Source organism: Calditerricola yamamurae, assembly GCF_054654135.1.
Genome location: NZ_BAAIFH010000004.1, coordinates 542488 through 561859 on the forward strand (window position 1 = coordinate 542488; position 19372 = coordinate 561859).

Annotated in this window: 19 protein-coding genes and 4 tRNA genes; 1 reads left to right on the forward strand and 22 read right to left on the reverse strand. The window is 62.9% G+C overall.

Going from position 1 to position 19372, the window contains the following annotated elements; genetic code table 11:
• Positions 1-56: 56 nt before the first annotated feature.
• The 12 genes from hpt to ACYQ0Z_RS04190 all read right to left on the reverse strand — a co-directional run bounded on the left by hpt (position 57) and on the right by ACYQ0Z_RS04190 (position 8678).
• On the reverse strand, positions 57-593 hold the full coding sequence (gene hpt, locus ACYQ0Z_RS04135; protein ID WP_459864634.1) for a hypoxanthine phosphoribosyltransferase: 537 nt from the start codon (positions 591-593) through the stop codon (positions 57-59).
• Positions 594-635: 42 nt separating this feature from the next.
• Positions 636-2036, reverse strand: a complete 1401-nt coding sequence (gene tilS, locus ACYQ0Z_RS04140; protein ID WP_459864636.1) for a tRNA lysidine(34) synthetase TilS — start codon at positions 2034-2036, stop codon at positions 636-638.
• Positions 2017-2466, reverse strand: coding sequence for a threonine/serine exporter family protein (locus ACYQ0Z_RS04145; protein WP_459864638.1), 450 nt, complete (start codon positions 2464-2466; stop codon positions 2017-2019). Before ACYQ0Z_RS04145 ends, tilS begins: the two co-directional genes overlap by 20 nt.
• 28 nt (positions 2467-2494) lie before the next feature.
• The gene (locus tag ACYQ0Z_RS04150; RefSeq protein ID WP_459864640.1) at positions 2495-3280 is read right to left on the reverse strand and encodes a threonine/serine exporter family protein; all 786 of its coding nucleotides are present in this window, start codon (positions 3278-3280) and stop codon (positions 2495-2497) included.
• A 7-nt stretch (positions 3281-3287) separates the two neighbouring features.
• A complete protein-coding gene (locus ACYQ0Z_RS04155) occupies positions 3288-4181 on the reverse strand; it encodes a protein kinase domain-containing protein (protein ID WP_459864642.1) in 894 nt (297 codons plus the stop codon).
• Position 4182: 1 nt separating this feature from the next.
• Positions 4183-4950, reverse strand: a complete 768-nt coding sequence (locus tag ACYQ0Z_RS04160; protein WP_459865139.1) for a vWA domain-containing protein — start codon at positions 4948-4950, stop codon at positions 4183-4185.
• Positions 4951-5072: 122 nt separating this feature from the next.
• The gene (spoIIE, locus tag ACYQ0Z_RS04165) at positions 5073-7565 is read right to left on the reverse strand and encodes a stage II sporulation protein E (RefSeq protein WP_459865141.1); all 2493 of its coding nucleotides are present in this window, start codon (positions 7563-7565) and stop codon (positions 5073-5075) included.
• 250 nt (positions 7566-7815) lie between these two features.
• Positions 7816-7891 (reverse strand) — tRNA-Val (locus tag ACYQ0Z_RS04170).
• Positions 7892-7904: 13 nt separating this feature from the next.
• Positions 7905-7980 (reverse strand) — tRNA-Glu (locus tag ACYQ0Z_RS04175).
• A 4-nt stretch (positions 7981-7984) separates the two neighbouring features.
• Positions 7985-8061: transfer RNA gene (locus ACYQ0Z_RS04180), tRNA-Met, on the reverse strand.
• A gap of 6 nt (positions 8062-8067) precedes the next feature.
• Positions 8068-8144, reverse strand: a tRNA-Met gene (locus ACYQ0Z_RS04185).
• A gap of 147 nt (positions 8145-8291) precedes the next feature.
• Positions 8292-8678 carry a S1 domain-containing RNA-binding protein gene (locus tag ACYQ0Z_RS04190; protein WP_459864644.1) on the reverse strand — a complete coding sequence of 129 codons (387 nt, stop codon included), beginning with the start codon at positions 8676-8678 and terminating at the stop codon, positions 8292-8294.
• Between the two features lie 186 nt (positions 8679-8864).
• On the opposite strand from ACYQ0Z_RS04190, the gene ACYQ0Z_RS04195 reads away from it, so the two are divergent.
• Positions 8865-10085 (forward strand): ISL3 family transposase, encoded by a 1221-nt coding sequence (locus tag ACYQ0Z_RS04195; RefSeq protein WP_459863420.1) that lies wholly within the window; start codon positions 8865-8867, stop codon positions 10083-10085.
• Here the strand turns inward: ACYQ0Z_RS04195 and ACYQ0Z_RS04200 are convergent.
• The 10 genes from ACYQ0Z_RS04200 to spoVT form a co-directional block, all read right to left on the reverse strand.
• Positions 10074-10391 carry an FtsB family cell division protein gene (locus tag ACYQ0Z_RS04200; protein WP_459865143.1) on the reverse strand — a complete coding sequence of 106 codons (318 nt, stop codon included), beginning with the start codon at positions 10389-10391 and terminating at the stop codon, positions 10074-10076. The genes ACYQ0Z_RS04195 and ACYQ0Z_RS04200 overlap by 12 nt on opposite strands.
• A gap of 21 nt (positions 10392-10412) precedes the next feature.
• Positions 10413-10982: a spore cortex biosynthesis protein YabQ gene (gene yabQ / locus ACYQ0Z_RS04205; protein WP_459864646.1), complete on the reverse strand. Its 570-nt coding sequence runs from the start codon at positions 10980-10982 to the stop codon at positions 10413-10415.
• Positions 10979-11266, reverse strand: coding sequence for a sporulation protein YabP (gene yabP / locus ACYQ0Z_RS04210; protein WP_459864648.1), 288 nt, complete (start codon positions 11264-11266; stop codon positions 10979-10981). The genes yabQ and yabP overlap by 4 nt, the downstream gene beginning before the upstream one ends.
• Before the next feature lie 112 nt (positions 11267-11378).
• A complete protein-coding gene (locus ACYQ0Z_RS04215; protein ID WP_459864650.1) occupies positions 11379-12815 on the reverse strand; it encodes an amino acid permease in 1437 nt (478 codons plus the stop codon).
• Positions 12816-12991: 176 nt separating this feature from the next.
• Complete coding sequence (locus ACYQ0Z_RS04220; protein WP_459863947.1) at positions 12992-14443, reverse strand: ISLre2 family transposase; 1452 nt, start codon at positions 14441-14443, stop codon at positions 12992-12994.
• 371 nt (positions 14444-14814) lie between these two features.
• Positions 14815-15108, reverse strand: coding sequence for an RNA-binding S4 domain-containing protein (locus ACYQ0Z_RS04225; protein ID WP_459864652.1), 294 nt, complete (start codon positions 15106-15108; stop codon positions 14815-14817).
• 1 nt (position 15109) lies between these two features.
• A complete protein-coding gene (locus ACYQ0Z_RS04230) occupies positions 15110-15382 on the reverse strand; it encodes an HU family DNA-binding protein (RefSeq protein WP_459864654.1) in 273 nt (90 codons plus the stop codon).
• Positions 15383-15460: 78 nt separating this feature from the next.
• A complete protein-coding gene (yabN, locus tag ACYQ0Z_RS04235) occupies positions 15461-16927 on the reverse strand; it encodes a bifunctional methyltransferase/pyrophosphohydrolase YabN (RefSeq protein WP_459864656.1) in 1467 nt (488 codons plus the stop codon).
• On the reverse strand, positions 16927-18582 hold the full coding sequence (locus tag ACYQ0Z_RS04240; protein ID WP_459864658.1) for a putative polysaccharide biosynthesis protein: 1656 nt from the start codon (positions 18580-18582) through the stop codon (positions 16927-16929). The genes yabN and ACYQ0Z_RS04240 overlap by 1 nt, the downstream gene beginning before the upstream one ends.
• 170 nt (positions 18583-18752) lie before the next feature.
• Complete coding sequence (gene spoVT / locus ACYQ0Z_RS04245) at positions 18753-19295, reverse strand: stage V sporulation protein T (RefSeq protein ID WP_459864660.1); 543 nt, start codon at positions 19293-19295, stop codon at positions 18753-18755.
• Between the last annotated feature and the right edge of the window lie 77 nt (positions 19296-19372).

Sequence of the window (19372 nt, forward strand, 5' to 3'; positions counted from 1 at the left end):
ACCACTTCCTTATTGTAGCACAGAACGAGAATGGCGAACAATGAACGCCGTCCATCTCACCGGTACACTTCCGGCTTGAGCACGCCGATGTAGGGGAGATTGCGGTACTTCTCGGCGTAGTCCAACCCATACCCGACGACAAACGCGTCCGGAACGACAAACCCGCAATAGTCGGGCTTCAAGTCGACCGTGCGACGATGCGGCTTGTCGAGGAGGGTGACCACTTTAACCGAAGCGGCGTTGCGGCGTTTGAGGAGGTCGATTAGGTAGCTCAGCGTCAACCCGCTGTCGATGATGTCTTCGACCACCAAGACGTGGCGCCCCTCGACCGGCGTGTCGAGGTCTTTCAGGATGCGCACGACGCCCGACGATTGCGTTGAGGCTCCATAGCTCGACACGGCCATAAAATCCATCTCCAAGGGAATGTTCATCTGCCGAACGAGGTCGGTCATGAACAAGGCCGCGCCTTTGAGCACACAGATGACCAGCGGGTTTTTGCCGGCGTACTCCGCCGACAGGATCTGCCCCAGTTCCCGTACCTTCTCGCGAATGGCCTCTTCCGAGATGAGCACTTCCTTTATGTCCTGATCCATCGTTCAGTTCCTCCTGCTACCAAACCCCATCTGCTTTTACCGTTACGCGTCGTCCGTTACTTCCATGTATAAAAATCGTCGCGTCGCGGCGGTCACCGGCGCGACCGCCGACCGTCGCACGCCCGGCAGCCACAGGATGGTCTCCCCGGCACAAATCACCGGCGTCCTGCGGCGCACCCGGTGCGGTACCTTCGCGTCAATCAGGATGTCCTTGACCTTTTTATGGCCGGCACGCCCCCATAGCGTCATGCGGTCGCCCGGACGTCGCGCCCGCACGACCAGCGGTCCGGGGAGGCGCTCGTAATCAAACACGGCCCACGGCGCGGACAATTCCCCGTCCTCGAGGGGCCGGTTCGTCAGGCGGCAGCAAATCGTCAGGCCCAGCTCCGGGACAACCGTGTGTCCGGGGACGGCGAGCGGGTAGCAAAAGTCGTGTTCGTCCCCGGCGTGAGGCTCCCCGCGCCAAAAGGCGAGCTCGTCGTAGTCCGTCTCGGCCCACCACAAGCCGGTGACGCGATGGCGCCCAGCCGGCTTGTCGGATGCGGCCAACCGGCGCACCGCCTCAATGTGCTCGAAGAGCCGATCCGGTTCGTCCACACACAGATAACTTAATATTAGTTTAACCACTCGGCGTTGTAAAGCAAGGGGCAGCCGGGCAAAGCCCCGCCGATCGAGGATCACGCCATCGGCGCCGCGCCGGCACAGGATTGCCTCGAGGGCTTCACGCGCCCGCTCCTCGAGGTAGGCGTTCTCGGCCCGCGCCACCTCGGCCAGCTGGCAGACGGCCTCGGCAAAGCGCGGATTGAGGGCCGAAAGGAGCGGCACCACGTCGAGGCGCACACGGTTGCGCAGGTAGGCTCTCGAGCAGTTGGACGCGTCGAGGCGGTACGGCACGCCGTGGGCCGCGCAGTAGGCCTCGATCTCCTCCCGCCGCACGTAAAGCAAGGGACGGATGACGGTGGCGGCTCCTTCCGCCCGCGCGACGGGCATTCCCGCCAGCCCGCCAATCCCCGTCCCGCGCACCAGGCGCATGAGCACCGTTTCCACCTGGTCGTCGGCATGATGGCCCAGGGCAATCTTGCCCGCTCCTTCCTGCGCCGCGACCTTCCGCAACACCTCGTAGCGCAGCTCGCGCGCCGCGGCCTGCACCCCCAGGCCGCGGGCGGCGGCGTGCGCGCGCACATCCACCCGCTCGACGCGACACGGCACGCCGTGGGCGCGGCACCAGCCCTCGACAAAGGCCGCGTCCGCGTCGGCCTCCGCGCCACGCAGCTGGTGATGGACATGGACCGCGAAGAGGGACAGGGCGTATTCGTCCCGCAAGGTGAGCAGCACGTGGAGCAAGGCCATCGAATCGGGACCGCCCGACACGCCGATCACCACGCCGTCACCCCGTTCGAGAAGCCGGTGACAGCGAATCGTCTCACGCACCCGTTCGCGCATGGGCACCCCTCCGCCGAAACGCGGTAAACAGCGCAGTCCACAGCAACAGTCCGGCGGCGATGGCACCGGCAAACAACAGGGTCTGCGCCCCTACCGCCAGCCCGTCCGCATACTCGCCGTGAAAAAAGGCCAGCATCGTCCGGTATGCCAGCCCGCCCGGAACGAGGGGAATGATGCCCGGCACGGCGAACAGGAGGACCGGCACGCGCCGGCGCACGGCCAGAAGTTGGCTGAGGGCGGCCACGAGAAAGGAGGCGGCAAAAACCGCCCCGAGCGGGCCCACCGCCACGGCCATCAGGCCCCGGTACACCAACCAGCCCGCCGCCCCGACCAGACCACCCCATACCAATTCAGGACGCGGGACGCCAAACAACAAACCGAAGGTCGCGGCGGCCACGAAACTGAGCAGCCCTTCCACAGCCCCGGTCACCCGTCTTCGCCTCCTTGCGGTACGCCCTTCACCCCGCCACCAGCCCCAGCAAGAACGCCACGCCCGCCGCCACCGCGAGGGCGGTGAGAGCCGCCTCCGCACCGCGCGCCAGCCCCGAAACCAGATCGCCGGCCATCACGTCGCGAACCGCGTTGGTGAGGGCAACGCCGGGCACAAAGGGCATGAGCGCGCCGATGAGGATGGCGTCCCGGTCAGCCCCCCATCCGACCGCCACCGCCACCACGGCGGCCAGGGCACTGAAAAACGCGGCCACAGCCTCGGCGACAAAGCGTACCGCAAACAGGCGCTCCACCAACTTGAGGGCCACATTGGCCACGAACCCGGCGGCAAAGGCCGGCCCCGCATCCGGCCACGACCCGCCGAACAAAAGGGCAAAGCTGGCGCTGGTGGCGCCGGCGGCCAGGTGCTGCAACCCGTCGCTGTACGGAAAGGGCGCCCCCTCTACTTCCTGGAGTTGCCGGAACGCCTCCGCGACCGACAGGCTCCCGGCCTCGTAGCGGCGGGAGATCTCGTTGACCGCCGCCACCTTGCTCAGGTCGACGGTGCGCGCCGCGATGCGCCGCACGCGCGTCTTGACCCCCTCGGCCGTCACGCACGAAAGGAACACGCCCGTCGGGGTGGCAAATCCGTGGGCCTCCCGCACGCCGGAGGCGATAGCCATGCGCACCATCGTCTCCTCCGCGCGGTGCGTCTCCCCGCCGTTTTTCAAGACAAGGGCCCCGGCGAACAGACACAGGTCCAGGATGTCGTCGGAGGAAGGGGTCAACTGCGTCCCGTGCGGCATCGCATCCATCGTTGTATCACAGCCTCTCCCACCATGCTGCACTCGCCAGCAACAACCATCCGGCCGCGGCGGCACACGCGCCCATCAGCCCCACTGTCAGGCGATCCAACGCCGCGGCATCCTCCGCCCCCGCGCCGGATGCCGCGGCAAGGGCGCGACCCATCGCCGTCGCGCTCGCCCACCGCCCATGGAACGCCGGTTCCAGAACCCGCCGGTATGGCGCCAGTCGCGAATCCGCCCGTATTATATCACAAAGCGCCACCACCGACTGCGGCCGGGCCAAAGCCGCGGCCAGAGGCGCTTCGCCTATGACGGCGGCCAGAAACGTAAGTGCCGCGGCAAACAGATCGTAGGCAGGTTCCGCCACACGCCCGCCGGCGCCCCACGCAGCCCGGTCGTACAATTCGCTGTGGGCGCGCACGCAGCGACCCCGGGGGGTTACACCGCCGAAGTCGATCATCACCGCGCGCGGCAGCGATCCCGGCACCACAAGGACGTTGGCCGGTTTCAGGTCGCCAAAGACAAACCCCGCCGCGTGCAACCGCTCCAAACCGTCCAGAACCTGGGTCAACACGGCTGCCGCCACCGCCGGCCGTCGTCCCGCGGGAAACCGGTGAAGCGGTATCCCATCCACCCAGTCGAGGGCGAGAAACAGGACCGACCGACCGTCGATGTCGGCTTCGTCGACGTCACGCAAAAAAGGCCCAGGGAGCACTCCCCGGGCCTCGAGGTTCCGCAGCATGTCCGCCTCCACCAGCACGCACGCCTCGTCATCGGCCACCTTCAGCGCCACACGGCCCGCCGGCCCCCGGGCCGCGTACACCGTCGCCGTCGCGCCCCGGCCGGCGACGCCCTCGATGCGATACACGTTGCGGTTCCATCGGCCGCAAACAACCGTTCCCGTCCGCATGTCAAAACACATAGTCCCGCAGCAATCCCCCGTTGGGCGGGCGGTCGGCGGAAACCTTCGACGCGGGCGGGAGGGCGACAAATCCGCCTGCTTCTCCCAGGATCCGCCAGGAACGAAAATGGGCCAACGTCGCCCGCAGGGCCGGAGCCGTCGGCGTCAGCCCCGTTGGCGGCCGCTCCAGGGCCAAGCGGGCGGCAGAGCCGTCCGTCGTCCAGTCGACGAGAAGATCGAGCGCCCCCTCAACGCCCGGAAAGGCGCCGACGGCCACCTCACTGGGCCCCGAACGGGCGGCCAAGCTGAGGAAAAAGTCGCGGACCGCCCGGCGCACCGTTGAAACCAGCGGGGCCATGCTGGCGCTGGTGTCGAGAAGCAGGAACACGCGCAGGTGGGACGCCTCGGCCCACGTCTCCACCGAGGCGGCCAGGCGCGCACGCTGCTCGGGCGCCAAGTCCGCCACGCTTCCCTCGGCAAGGAGCGTTTGCAGCTCCTCTCGTACCACGGCATGGAGCGTCCGCGTCATCGCCTGCCGCGTGACGGCCTGAACTGTGTGCGACAGTCGTTCCGGCTGTACGAACTGGCACACCCCTCCCCCGGCGGCGGCAATGCGCTCGGCTTCTCTCCGCCCCTGTTCCCCGAGGGCTTGCCCGTGCAGGATGCCGATCACGTTGACCACAATGCCCTGCTGCCGCGCCTCCGCCGCCGCTTCCACCGGATCGCCCCCGACATTGGAACAACCGTCGGTGACGAGCAGAATCTGTTCTAAAACCATCTCGCGCACGCTTTCGCCTCCCGTCGGCCAAGGATTCTGAAAAAACGGGACATTCCCAGTATCGACGGAAGGCGCATCGCGCATACCTGCCCGTCACCAATCAGCCGGCTCGGCGGGTGTAGCTAGCTGACAATGCGCGGGCGCTCGATTGGACGCACGTGCGGCAGTTTGATGGTGGCCCACTCCGGAACGTACTGGTCAATGCGCACGACCGCCACGGTCATGTCATCGCGAATGGCACCCTGGTGATGGCGCACGACGTGCTCGAGCAAGAGATCGGCCACTTCTTGCGGGTCGTCCGTGTCCAGCTCGGCGATCATGCGCTTCAGGAACCGCTCCTTGTTTTCCACGGTGGGCGCGTCGTAGACGCCGTCGGTGAGCATGATAAGCAGGTCTCCGGGTTTGAGGCCGAGCGTCACCACGTCCACCTCGATATCGCGCAGGATGCCGATGGGCAAATTGCCCGCCGACACAGTGAAGACCTCGCGTCCACGCTTGATGAAGCTCGGCGTCGAACCGGTCTTCAAGAATTTGGCCTCCGCCGAATGCAGGTCGATGATGGCCAGATCAAGGGTGGCGAAGGTCTCCTCGGTCGAACGCAGGGAGAGCACGGCGTTCACCGACTTGATGGCCATCTGCTCGTCAAAACCCACGCTCAGCATCTCTTTCAGGAGCTCCAGCGTCTCGCTCGACTCCCGGTGGGCGCGCTCGCCGTTGCCCATGCCGTCGGACAGAGCCACGGCGTACCGCCCGTTCCCGAGATCGAGGGTGGCGAAGCTGTCACCGGACAGCCAGCCGCCATCCTTGGCCACCGCGGCAATCGCCGACTGGACCCGGTACTTGTGGGCCGTGCGCAGACACATCGTGCAATACCCGTCGGCGTAGGCGTGGCAACGCTTTTCCGCCACGGCCACCGTCTCCCCGAGCAGGTCGGACACCAGCGGGGCCACGATTTTCTCGCACTCGTCACGGCCATCGCAGCTCGGTTGGCTCACCTCGATGTCCACGTTGCCCTCGGCCAGGCTGTAGATGTCCACCTTGCGCACCGACAGCCCGATCTCCTCGAGGGCCTCGCGAATCTGCCCTTCCTGCACCACCAGGTCCTGTCCCTCGCGGCGGATTTCCGCGGCAAAATCGTCCATCACCCGCGACACGCCGCTCAGCTGCTCGGCAACCAGAAGCCGATTGTCACGGATACGCTGGTTCAAGCGGAATCGCTCGCGGAAAAGCGGGTACTGGTCCGCCATAACGTTCAAGACATCCTGCGCCTTGACGCAGTGGCGCTTCCATTCAAAGGGAAGCTGCCGCCGGAACGTGCCATCGGCCGCCACCACCCCGGCAAAGTACCGCATCCAATCATACGTCTCCTCGGCTTTCTCGCCCCAGCAGACATCCTTCTTTCGGCAGACGTTGCACGTGACGGCGGTCACGTCACCCAGGAAGCTGTCTAGCTCTTTCATCACATCCGCCTTGCCGTGTTGGGCATCCGGGTCCGCCTGGGCGAAACTGTGCGCCAGTTTCTGAAATAGACGCGCAAACTGTTCCACGCGCGCAGCGGTAGCTTGCCGCACTTGGCGCATATAGGACTGCTGGTTGAGCAGGTGCTCGTGGGTGCCCGGCAAGAGGGCGGCCAACTGGCGCAACGGCACACGCGGCGTCAGCACAAACAGGACCGCGGCGACCAGCGACTCCCCGAGGGCACTCCACATCCGCCCCGTGGGCTCCATGTAGAACGTGAAGAGGCTTGCCCCGATCAGGAGGCCAGTCACCGCCCCCGGCTTCCGTGCCTCGCGCAACAGCCCGCTCAACAGTCCGGCAAACCCGAGCAGGCTCATGTGGTTCAGCTCGCCGATGTCGGCCAGGGCAAGCATCAGCCCGATCACCACGCCCGCCGTCACGCCGATCCCCCCGCCTCCCGCGAAGGCAAAGACGAGCAGGAAATACTGTGCCAGCACGTGGTGCACGGCCATGCCATAAAGCTGCCAGTTCACGGTGCCAATCAGCACGGATCCGAGAAGGATGAGGGCGCACACCACTTCTTCCTGACGAAGCGGACGGCGATACCGGCGTGACGTCACGAGGGGAAGCGCCTGAACAAAGATCAGCGTCAGCAGAAAACTGAGCGCCCCTTCCACCGCGTAGCCCACCGCTTGGGAGACGGTCAGCGTGTTGGCCATTCCATAGGTATACCCGGTATGAGCACCGAACACCGCCAGCGCCGTCAAGAGCGGCGCGTGGGAAAGATCGCTCCGCGCCACACGCTTGCGGCGTTCCAAACCGAGCTGGAGCATCAGGTACATGGCGCACGCGAGCAATGTAACGAAGAGGTGATCGGTCGACACCAAGGCCGCCCCTCCGCAAAGGGCAATCGCAATCGGCAGGAACCGATCGCGGCGCAAATGGTATGCCACCGCAAAAAACGGTACGGCAAATGGCGCCAACCCTTCGACCAATACAGCTTGTCCAAGCAAAAAGCCGATGACAAGCAGGGGCACGCTCCAGCGGATCCACCAGCGGGCAGCCCTTCCCGCCCCCCTTTCGGCAGGCTCGGCGGTTCCGGCTTGCCACGCCGCTCCCATCAGATTCCCCGCGAATCCATCCGGTTTGCGAAACATCACGTTCGTCACCACCCGTTTCCCTTTGGTGCCCCCATTATACGCCCGCGTTTCGCAAAAGTCTGTCATTTCGCGCGCCAGCCGATGGAAATCTTCCGACATTCCTCTGCCCGTTCTCCGATCGGTCGAGCCGACTCGCCGCCCCACCCGTCGCAATCTTCCCCCGACACCCTACGTCTGTCGAAGCCCGGAAAAAACGAATCGCCTGCTCCGGCTCATCGCCGTGCAGGCGGTGCTTGCACACGATAGATGGTGGACGGTGACGGGCTCGAACCGCCGACCCCCTGCTTGTAAGGCAGGTGCTCTCCCAGCTGAGCTAACCGTCCAGAAAAAGAAAAATGGTGACCCGTAGGGGATTCGAACCCCTGCATGCCAGATTGAAAATCTGGTGCGTTAACCACTTCGCCAACGGGCCACGCTGGTAGCGGCGGAGGGCCTCGAACCCCCGACCTTACGGGTATGAACCGTACGCTCTAGCCAGCTGAGCTACGCCGCCACCATATGGTTGCGGGGGCAGGATTTGAACCTGCGACCTTCGGGTTATGAGCCCGACGAGCTACCTGGCTGCTCCACCCCGCGTCGTTCACGTCAAGCAGTATACAATACCTTTCTGGATGTGTCAAGGGGTCAAGGATGAGAAATAGTTCCATTTTTAGGTTTCTGCGTCGTCCGCAAAAAAACACTCCCACGCCGGGAGTGTTGCCCTTGCTCGTTCTGGCTCAACCGTCACCCCTTGCGCGCGCCGCGCCCACGGCGTCCTTCACCGTGGCGGCGCAAGGAGGCCAACCGATCCTCGCTCTCGCGCAGGAATCGGCTGAGCTTTTCCTCGAAGGAAACGTCCCGCTCCCGACGCCGCTTCCGTGCGCGGGGATCGTAGTTGTCTTGGGCCTGGCGAATGGATAAGCCGATTTTCCCGTTTTCCGAGATGTTCAGCACCTTCACCGTGACGATGTCGTTGATTTTGAGAACATCGCGTACATCTTTCACGTAGTAGTCAGCAATTTCCGAAATATGGACAAGTCCCGTAACCCCTCCTGGCAGCTCCACGAACGCCCCGAAATGGGTGATACCGGTTACCTTGCCTTGCAGTTTGCTGCCAACCTCAATGGCCATGTACAAAGAAATCCTCCCTTGGTGCACTAAGAATCACGAATCTATTTCATTTTATCCCGGCGTTCGGGTCTCGTCAATGGTTAGGGGGCTCTACGCTAAAAAGTGTGGGATCTAAGAGGAAAAGGCGGTCGACGAGCCAAGGGATAGTTAGGCACATCACATCCCGAAGGAGGCTCGCGACCGCCTATGAACAAGCTTACCGCAGAAATGTTCGGCTTACAATCGTGGATTGTTTACCGTATCGTGCATCAATCCGATGGTATTCACATCTACGCCGGTCGGCCGCGTAAGGAAGCGCGGTGTCCGGATTGTGGACAGCTGACACGCCGCGTCTACGATCGTGCGCGCGAATGGAAACGGAAGCTGCACACCTGGTGCAACGAGAAACCGGTTTACCTCTGGGTACGTCCCCGGCGCTTCCAGTGCACGGCCTGTCGAAAAGTGTTCACCGAACGCTTTCCTGGTATTCGCCCCTGGGCACGCAGGACCGAACGGGCCGAAGCCCTTTTGCTCCAGCGCCTGAAAGCGGGCAGTTTCCGTCGTGCCGCCCAGGAAAGCGGAACAAGCAGCAGCACCTTGCGCCGTCTGCTCCTTCGGTACGTAGACCAGCAGGTAAATCTCGAGGAAGCCCTCCGGGATGTCGATGCCTTCGTGCTTAGCATTGATGAACACAGCTATCGTGGCCGTGACATGATGGTTACGGTCACATGCGTGTGGCCAAAACGGTGCCTTTTGGCCATCTTGCCGGATGACCGCATGAAAACACTGGAGCGCTTTTTGCGCCAGCTGCCGGAGACGGTTCGTCGGCGGATTCGGGCCGTGTGCATCGACCTGAAGGATGCTTGGCGCCATGCCGTGAAGCGCGCTTTGCCCGGCGCTGTCATCGTGGCGGATCCGTTTCACGTCATCCAGGACGCGAATCGGCGGGTTGACGAAGCACGGCTAGTGGAACAGCAGGTGACCGGGGTACGCCTGCCTCGATGGCCGCTTTTGAAGAACGAGGACGACCTCACCGAACGCCAAGCTGCCCAGCTTGCCGCCATTCGGAAGCATCACAAGAACGTGGCCCACTTTCACTGGGTCAAAGAGCAGCTGCGAGACGTTTACCGTGCTTCCAATCGAGACGAAGCCGCAGCCATCCTGGACCGCGTGATCTTTGAGGCCCAGTCGGCAAGCGATGCCGCGCTCCTGCAGTGGGGACGCACGCTCCGCCGCTGGCGCGAGGCGATTCTGGCTTACCACACCTGGCGTGTTTCGAACGGCTACACGGAAGGCGTGCACACCAAGATCAAGCTGCTCAAACGAATCAGCTACGGGTTCCGCAACCGCGAAATCTATGTGCGGAAGATGCTCCTCGCTTTTATACCCTTGGCTTGGTTGACCTCCCATCCACAGTTATTGACTTAGAGCCTGGTTAGGGGCCGGTGACTGTGGGGTGCGAGGCATCAAATAAAGGGTTTCTCCCGGTTTGCTGAGGAAGAAATACTGTCGTGCCAGTTCGGCCACATAGTCCTCATTTTCGAGCCGTTTCACTTGCTCGGCAAGGGACTCCCGCTTGCGGCCGAGGTTCACCGCTTCCTGCTTCAGCCGGGTCAGCGTCGCTTCCTGGGCGCGAAGCTGTTGTTCCTGTTCCCACCATTTCCCCGCTGCCCATGCGCCGAAGGCCACGAGGAACACGAGCAGGATCAATCCGCGGCGCCGAGGCATTCCCATCTTTGGCACGGGTCCATCACCTCACCTGTCTTTCGGCTTTCTTCCCCATCGCCAAATGATTTTCGCGGTTCGCCGCGCGAATCCTGCTCCGCTTGCGAACCCTTTTCGGGCCGGGCGCCACAGGACCGCCAGGACCCTCCACACGGCTTTGCCGACGCCCGCAGCAAGCCCCACCACCCCGAGGAAGACCAGCTCCACCCCCACGACCATCTTCTGCACCGTCCACGCGGCGGGGCGGACAAAAACGACATCGAGGCACCACATCAACCCCCAGAGGACGCGCCCGACCAGCGCAAGCAGCATCCCCCATCCGCGCACCATCGGCGCGCTGAGCGCCGCACCATAAAAAACGGCGCCCGCCGCCAGCCCCAAGAAGGTGTGGGCACGAACCACTCCCCCGTTGACGTGGAACAAGACCCAAAACACCCCGAGGGCGGCGATGCCCAAGAGTATCAGGTCGAGGGCGGTCACCACGGCCCGTCCGAGACGCAGCCGCCACTGGATCACGCGGTACAGGTCAAAGACCGCGCCCAGTCCGATGCCGCAGGCCACCGTGAGCCACCAAGAGAGGAACTGCTCCCGAACGGTCACCGAAACAATCGGCTAAAGAACCCTTTAGCCCGCTCTCCCGGTGTCCCTTCGTCCAAGTAGCCCATCTCAATGACTTTCCCCTCGATGGCCACCTGTCCCTGTTCCACATTGAGGTTTTTCATGTGCAAATGCTGCCCGCGGATGGCCAAAAACCCGCAGCTGGTCTCGAGGAGAAATTCCTCGCTGTCGAAGCTTTCCACATTGATTACACCCGTGATCCGAAGCGTCTTCCGATTTTCCATGATGATCTCGTGGTGCAGTTGCCCGCGGCCCTTTCCTTCCATCATCGGACACCTCCTCACGGTCATCTTACGGACAGTCCCCCGGAAATAGAACCCGGGTCGTCCTCCGAACCGCAGGCAACCCCCACGCCTTTTCCCCGCCTGCCAACATCCCCTACGCAGCATCGGGCTTTCCCCGCCGCTGCTTGGCACGCTCTGCCCACACCCACGGGTAAAACACGATGCCCGAGACAAGCAGCCCCACGCCGAGCAGGAAAGTGCTCAGGTCTGCCGTTCCCGCCCAGACGACCCACACCGCGTACACCGTCGCCAGCACGGCGATGACGCCGTCGACACGGCGCGGCCGGCCATCCGATTCATACGTTTCCCCGGTAATCACCAGTTTTAGCTGATAGACTGGGGCCACAAGATACGGAACCAGGTACGCCAACGTGGCCACGTGAATCACGAAATCGAAGGCCTTGGCCACCGACTGCGACAACGTCGACAGCAAGAAAAGCTGGGCCATCACGTTGGTGGCCGTCAGGGCAACGGTCGGCGCGCCCCGCCGGTTTTCCCGAAGGAACGGCGACAAGAACAAGCCCTGCTTGGCCGCCTGGTACGGGACCTCCGCGCTCAACCAGATCCAGCCGATGGAGGACCCAAACAAGCTGATGAGTCCCAGCACCGCCAGGAGATACGCGCCGGAGGGCCCTACTGCGGCCGAAAGCGTATCGACCAGCGGTTTGTCCGAAGCGACCAACCGCTCGTGTGGCAAGACACCCATGACGAGAAAAGTAATGGCGACATACAGCGCCAACGCCACCAGCAACCCCACAAGGGTGGCTGTCTTCACGTCCCGCGGCCTGCGGGCTCGCCCAGAGAACACGACAGCCGATTCCACGCCGACAAACGCCCACAGGGTTGCCACTGCCGCTTGGTTCACCTGTTCCCAGAGGCCGAGCACTTGGCCCGTCTCGTCCGTGCGTGGCGCGCCAAAGGGCACGAGGTTGCCCGCGTCAAAGGCAAACAAGGCGGCAATGAGGAAGAGCAGAAAGCCGGCCACTTTTGCCGCCGTCGCGACAAAATTGGTTTTCCCCGCCCCTTCCATGCCCCGCAGGATCAAGAAATGAATGCCCCACAAGAAGGCCGAGCAAACCGCAAAGGTGAGCACATTGCCCACGCTGAGCACAAACGGGCCCAGCGTCCCGATCACGGCCTGACTCGTCATAATGGGAAAAAACGTGGACAGGTACCCGGCAAAGGTGGTGATGATGGCCACATTGCCCCCAAAGTTGGCTACCCAGTAGCCCCAGGCCACGGCGTACCCGGAAAACACAGACCAGAAGGATCGGCCCGGAAAGAGCGCCCGGGCATAAGCCTGGGGGCCGCCGGTGAGGTCAGGCTTGCGCAACGCAAGGTTGCCGAACACCAGCACGCTCATCAACACACCGGCACCGGTCATCAACCAGGCCAGCAGCACACCAGCCGGGCTGGCCTTCTCGGCCAGGGTGCGCGGCAGCATAAAGATGCCCGACCCCACCATATTGCCCACCACCAGCGCGGCCAGCAGCCAAACGCCCAGCGTGCGGCGTGAGGCATCATTGGTCACGGTTCCAACCCCTTTCCCCTTCACAACCAATCCTTTATTCCATTAGTGAGATAAACGACAACCCCACACAACTTGCTTCATCTTACCGAAAACCGCGCCGATCATCAAGGGAATGTTAAACCCAGTGCGTGTCAACTTTCAGTAGGTACCCCGACACAAAAATTTGAGTGATCGGTTTACACCCTTCTTGGAATCGCCCGCACAAGCTCACGAAGCACATACTTTACCCAAGGCGCACCGGATCCAGGCCCGTTAAGGGCCGGAATCCTTGCGCGCAGCCATCCCTCTATGTCTGCTCTCCAACTCTTTTCCCTTTCCTCCGCCGCTCCTTTGCCAAACACATGGCTCATTCTTTCCGGTTGGGCTGTCCACTTGGTTTTCACCACTTCAGCCAGTTCCCCATTTGCCCGCGACGCCAAAAGCCGCGCCAACCGGCCGGCCCCCTCGACGCTCCAACGCGCTCCATGACGCTTCATCCGCCGTGCAATGTGATGAAACACTTGTCCCTCAATCGCCCCTAATCGCACGGGCTCTCCCAACTCCCGAATGCCTTCCCAGTTGGTCCGCAGATAGCGCCGCAACTGAACCACCCGCTGCCGCTGTGCCCCGCGGCTGCGATGTTCGGCTGCTTTCAGAGCCTGCTCAACCCCTTCCCAATCGGACGTTGCCAGCGCAGCACAAACCTCCCGATACGCCTTCTCGTCATGTCGAAGACTCTCCACCAGGTTCCGACGAAGGTGAAACGGATCGAGCCGGTATTGCGCTCCCGGAAAATACGCACACCCTTCTTTTACAAACGCCGCTCCATCACCCCCCACATACCATCGCTCCACTGCGCCGAAATCCCAATGTTCACCAAACTTCGCCACGCACTCTTCCCAAAAGGTCGTCCCTTCTGCTACACCGGCATGCACACAACGTTCTTGCAAACGACGCCGCTGGGCCGAAACGTCCCCTTTTCCCTCGTAGGCCACCGCCACCTTGACGGGAATCGTTGCCCGCTTCCCTTCCGAACGCCGGGCTGGTACCCAAACCTCATCCGCTTCCACATACACTGCCGAGCTCTTTCGTTGCCCTTTGGGGCTTACGCCCCGTTCAAACACATCCCGCCGCCGCTGTTCGATCTGTTGCCCCAATTCCCTACCGGCCTTTTGTACCTCCTGCCAGATGCTCATGGCCCGGATGTCCACATTCCCAAGCGTCACGTGCTTGAGCACTTCCGCTGCCCGGTGATACGGCATCTCCACCGCCAGGGCTACGGCCAACTGTCTTGCCCACGGCGAAAGCCGCTGGCGTGGTGCCAAGCCCAGCGCCTCATCCAGAAGGTACCGGCCCTGACCGCTTTCCCGGTCCACGTAGTACCGCCGCTCAATACGCACCTCACCAAAGGGCGTCAGGACCGTGCGCTCCTTGCGATGCACGATCTTTAAATGCTTCCGATCCCGGTTTTTCATAAACTGTTGATCCAACTCCGCACAGGCCGCCTGCAAAAGCCGGAGGGTTGCCTGCTGCACCAGCCGGTAGATGCCCTTCTCCAATGCCTCAAAATCCGGGCTTTGCTTCAGGAGGTCAGCCATTTCCTGCACAAGAAGGAGGATTTCTTGCGCGGTTTCGCGAATCCATTCCATGAGACCTCACCGCCTCCTCGACTTCGTGTCGGGGCAAGTTGCCTGGCCAGACAACTTGCGGTGAGGTCTCTTTTCGTTTTTTCCTCACCGTGTTCCTACTGAAACTTTACACGCTCTTAAACCCAACGCCCTGCGCACGCGGTACACAATCGAGTTGACGAAGCTGAGCGTACAAGTCGGCGAAACTGAACCGGACGTCCCGCCGGCTTCCTTCAGACTCCGCCTCGCCGCGGACGCCCTTGCCTTAAGCTAACGGTTACTGCCGCCTTCACCGTTCGGGACTGTCACTCAATCGACAGCACCCATGCTGGGCACACACAGAAAACTCCCTCGATCCCAATGGGACCGAGGGAGTTGATCTGCGTCCGAGACTACCGCAGGCGGTAGTCCTCCCCGTTTTCGAACGCCGCGTCGATCCGCGTCTCTTCCACGACCGAGTACAGGCTCTCGGCCTCTTCCTTCCGTGCGCTTTCCGTTACGCGCTCGACGCGGACCGTTAGCGTTTTCGTTCCCAGATGGAGGGTGAGCAAATCCCCCACGCTCACGGTGCTCGATGCCTTCGCCGGCCGCCCGTTCAGCTCGACGCGGCTCTGATCACACAGCTCCTTCGCCACCGTTCGCCGCTTGAGCAACCGTGAGACCTTGAGGAATTTGTCGAGGCGCATGTCACTTCACGGCTTCTTTCAGCTTGTTGCCCGCGCGGAACGCCGGAATGACCGCTTCCGGAATGTTGATCGTCTCCCCGGTCTGCGGGTTGCGACCGGTGCGGGCCGCCCGCTTGCGCGTCTCAAAGGTGCCGAAACCCACAAACTGGACTTTCTCCCCGGCGCGCAGCGCTTCGGTGATCTCGTCCAGTACCGCGTTCACAACCGTTTCCACATCTTTTTTCGTCAAACCGCTTTTCTCGGCAATGCGTGCGATGATGTCCTGTTTGTTCATAGCCAAAACCTCCTTCTTCAAAATGTACGGGTAATGTTATTCGTGTTCCGCCGCCAAAATCCTGCTCCATCAGCCGCATCAAATCCCCTTTTCCTTGGCCTCGTTCCACCATCGATCCATCTCCGCCAGGGTGGCATCAGCAAAGGTACGACCCTCCGCGCGCAGCCGATCCTCGATATACCGGAAGCGGCGGGCGAATTTCGCGCACGTCCGCGCCAGCGCTTCCTCCGGATCCACCTTCAGGAAGCGGGCCAGGTTGACCACGGCAAACAGGAGGTCGCCCACCTCGTCAGCCGCCCGCTCCGGCCCCTGGGCCGCCGCCTCGCGCACTTCCCGCACCTCTTCCTCTACTTTGGCGAAGACGTCGTCGATGGCCGTCCAGTCAAATCCAACGCTCGCCGCTTTCTTCTGGATCTTCCACGCCTTGAGCAGGGCGGGCAGGGCGTGGGGAACGCTGTCGAGAAGCGACGAAGCGCCAGCTTTCCCCTTGGCCGCGGCTTCCCGCTGCTTCATCGCCTCCCAGTTGGCCAGCGCCTCCTCGGCGTCGGCGGCCGACCGGTCGCCGAACACGTGGGGATGGCGGCGGATCAGCTTGTCCACCAGGCCGCCGATCACGTCGTCGACGGTGAAGACCCCCTCCTCCTCGGCCATCTGGGCATGCAGCATCACCTGCAAGAGAAGGTCTCCCAGCTCCTCGCACAGGGCGTCGGGGTCTCCATCGTCGATGGCTTGGGCCACCTCAAAGGCTTCTTCGATGACGTTTTTGCGGATGGAACGATGGGTCTGCTCGCGATCCCACGGGCATCCCTCCGGCCCGCGCAAGATAGCCACAACCTCGCGCAGGCGGTCAAACCGGCGGTTCACGACCCGCGGATCGTCCGTCGGCGGCACGTAAACGAGGGTCAAGTTGTCCGTCGCCAGACGGTCCAACAGATACAGCGGCCTTTGCTCCACCTTCTCCCGCTGCGGCACGCCGACAGCCGTGACGACGGTCACCGGGTAGTCGTCGGGGTACACCTCCATCAACGTCAGCTTCACATCGGCGGCGACAAAGGCATCGTACACCTGTGTGATGACAAGATGCAAGTGGGGCGCCAGATGTTCGCGGCGCAGCGCCGTCCCGTCCAGCACGGCAAGGCCCTCGATGGGATCCACACCGAGACGGGCAAACAGCGGATCGAGAAAGCTCTGGCCGCCGCCAATCACGACACGCACCCCGGCTGCCGGGCCCCGCTCGAGGAGAAGCTGAACCGTTCGCTCCGCCACCATGGGATGGCCTGGCACGGCATACACGACGTCACCACGTTGCGCCTCGCGAAGCAGGCGATCGACAATGGCCTCGTATACCGCGTCGAAGGTGTCATGCTGCCGGTACAGGTCGTCAAAGGCGACAAAGGCCACCCCTTCGGCACGCAATTCCGCCGCCGCCGGATGGTCCGCCGTCCGCAAAAAGAGGCGATCGGCGGATCGAAGCCGCCGGAAAACGCCGCGGGGCATGAGGTCGAGCCCGCCCGCGCCAAGACCCACCACCTCAATTGTGGCCATTAGGCTTCCCTCCCTTCCTTCAGCATGCCCAACCGCTCGAGCACCGGTACGAGACGCCGCGTTTTGGGCACCATCTCAAGGTCGCGCCGGCTCACCGCACCAAGGCGCAAGACAGCGGCACCGTAGACCACCGCACCCAGCGCCGTCAGCAGCAGCGACTCGACGATGCTGGCCGCACGGAGGGTCAGGTCACAAGAAAGCAACGCCTTGTGCAACGCAAGGTATGCCCCATAGACCACTCCTGCCATGACGAGCGAAGCAAGCAGCGGCTTGACTACCAACGTTCGACGTGCGAATCGCACACCCGTCCGGGCGCGGAGGACGCGCAGGTTAAGGAACATGGCCACCGCGTAGCCGATCACCGTAGCCAGCGACGCCCCGGCAATGCCGTAAGCAGGCCCGGACGGGCTCAAGGCGGCGATCAGGACCACGTTCAGGACCAGCTTCACCGCCACACCGATGATCAGGTTGCGAACCGGCACCATCACCTCGCCCAGCCCCTGCAAGATCGACGCCGCGGTGACGTTCAATGTGGCAAACAGCGTTGAAAAGGCGAGCACGGCTAGAGCGAAGGAACCGGTCGGGTCGCCATACAGCATGGTATTGACGGGTTCCATGATGACGGCCAACCCTAGTGAGGCCGGCCAGCCCACGATCACCGTCATGCGCACGGCCAGCTCGGTGCGATGCTGGATCGTTCCGCGCAAGTCGCGCGCATTGGCTTCGGCAATGGACGGCACGAGGGCCAGTGACAGGGCCGCGGCGAAAAAGGAGGAAAACTGCACCAGGGGCTGGCCACGGTCGTAGACGCCTTTCCATACCCCGGACACGTCGGCAAGCCCCGCCCCGTCGAGAACGTTTTTGACGGTAAAGGAGTCCGCCAGCTGCATCAAGGGCAGGATGAGCGAGCCGAGGGCGATGGGCAGGGACAAGGCCAAGATCTTTTTGATGAGCGCCCCCGGCGGCTCCACCGCGGGCGCAGAAGCCGCCCGGTCGGCCAAGGGACGCAGCTCGTCGTGGCGCAAGTAGACCAGCATGACGGCCAACCCGGCGAGGGCCCCAGTAAACGAACCAAACAACGCACCGGATGCCGCAGCATACACGCCGCGCCCCGTCTCCATAGCCCAGATGGCCAGCACGAGGATCGTCGCAATGCGCACGAGCTGCTCCAGCACCTGGGAGACGCCGGTCGGCATCATGTTCTGCTGGCCCTGGAAATAGCCGCGAATGGCCGCCATGACGGGCACGACCAACAGCGCCGTGGAGACCATGCGGATCGGCATCGTCAGCTGCGGGTCGCCCATCAACGCGGCAATCAGCGGCGCCCCAAAAAAGAGCAACGCAAAGCAGGCCACACCTGTGGCGGACAAAAAGGCCGCCGCCACATGAAAAACACGCCGCGCCCCGGCCACATCGCCTACGGCCAGCTTCTCGGCGACGATCTTGGAGACGGCGATGGGAAACCCCGCCGTGGCCAGGATAAGCAGCGTGCTGTAGATGGGGTACACCTGGGCATACGCGTACAGCCCGACGTCCCCCGTAATCGCCTTGTACGGTACGCGATAGAAGACGCCGAGGATCTTGGAAATCAGCGAAGCTGCAGCCAAGATGGCCGCGCCCTGCAAGAAACGCTTGTGGCTCGTTACGGTGTTCATGACGGTCTCCTCTCCGCTTCCGGCACCCAAACTGAGGGTATTATACCAGACCGCTGCGCGACCGGAAAACGAAGCGCGACCGCCATAAGGTACGGCAAAACGCCAAAACGCCGCCGTCCGCATGTTGCGGACAGCGGCGCAATCCGGGGGGATGAACGGCACGTGGCGCATCACTGTTCCATTTGCTTGCCCAAAAATCCGGCGGCCGTCTCGCACAGCTTCACTTCCAGCTCGCCCATCTTGACGCCCTCGTCCTTGCTCACCAGGACGACTGCGCCGATGGGATCGCCACCGGCCACAATGGGGGCAATGACAAAGCTGGAATAGGTATCTTCGGCGTCCCGGATCAATTCGTACTGGCCGGGCGTGGTCTCCAGAATGGTTCGCCGTTCCTCCATGCTCTGCTCAATGATGCTGCCAACGGGCTTGTCCATAAATTCCTTTTTCGAACCGCCGGCCACGGCAATGACGCTGTCGCGGTCGGCGATCAGCGCGATGTGCCTGACGCTGTCGTACAGCGATTCGGCGTACTCCTTGGCGAAGTCGCCAAGCTCACCGATGGGGGAATACTTTTTCAGGATGACTTCCCCATCGCGATCCACAAAGATTTCCAAAGGGTCCCCTTCGCGAATCCGCAGGGTGCGTCGGATCTCTTTCGGAATCACCACACGGCCCAGATCGTCGATCCGTCGCACGATACCCGTTGCTTTCATGGACATGCCTCGCTTTCGTGATGGTTGGTTTTTGCCTTGGCACGGATTCCGGCTTTACCCCTATTTTGTGTTCCCTG